Annotated in this window: 1 protein-coding gene; it reads right to left on the minus strand. The window is 63.4% G+C overall.

Annotated elements, in window-relative coordinates; genetic code table 11:
• Positions 1-35 precede the first annotated feature (35 nt).
• Positions 36-326: a hypothetical protein gene (locus tag STRTUCAR8_RS41990; protein WP_044473819.1), complete on the minus strand. Its 291-nt coding sequence runs from the start codon at positions 324-326 to the stop codon at positions 36-38.
• Positions 327-514: the final 188 nt, after the last annotated feature.

Consider the following 514-nt stretch of genomic DNA (forward strand, 5'->3'; position numbering starts at 1 on the left):
AATCGGCCCTTTCGAAAACCGGGTCGAAACCCGTGTCAGCCCTGGAGGGGGAGGCCGCCGAGCAGCCCGCCGTTGGAGTTGAGGGCGGTCGTCGCGCCCTTCACCGAGCTGAGCACCGAGTCCTTGTTCTCCGTGTCGAGCGCGTTCGACTGGTGCTGAACCGGCTGCAGCTGATCTACGTCGAGGGGGCCCTTGGTGAGCGTGTTGACGGCGCCGTTGAGGCTGGTGGGCGTGAGGTCGGCGGTCTCGTAGGCGAACGCGGGCGCGGCGACCCCGGCGATGACCATGGAACCGGCAACAACAGCGGCAGCCTTCAGGGACTTCATCGTGTTCCTTTCTTCGGCAACTCATGTCACCAGAGCGAATTCTGTCGCCGGGTCTAACGATCCCCGGTCGCGACGGAAACTCCGTAAGCAGAAAGTTTCTGCGGTGCACGCGACGGCGAACACGAATGTGTCTCAGAAGATCGACGCACAAAGGGAATCGACGCCCCGGCAGAAGAACAGCCGTCGTG

Origin of the sequence: Streptomyces turgidiscabies Car8, assembly GCF_000331005.1 — a bacterium.
GTDB classification, from domain to species: domain Bacteria; phylum Actinomycetota; class Actinomycetes; order Streptomycetales; family Streptomycetaceae; genus Streptomyces; species Streptomyces turgidiscabies.

What these genes read in the sequence shown, in the direction of transcription:
- STRTUCAR8_RS41990 (WP_044473819.1), bottom strand. Translation starts at nt 326, where the DNA reads ATGAAGTCCCTGAAGGCTGCCGCTGTTGTTGCCGGTTCCATGGTCATC.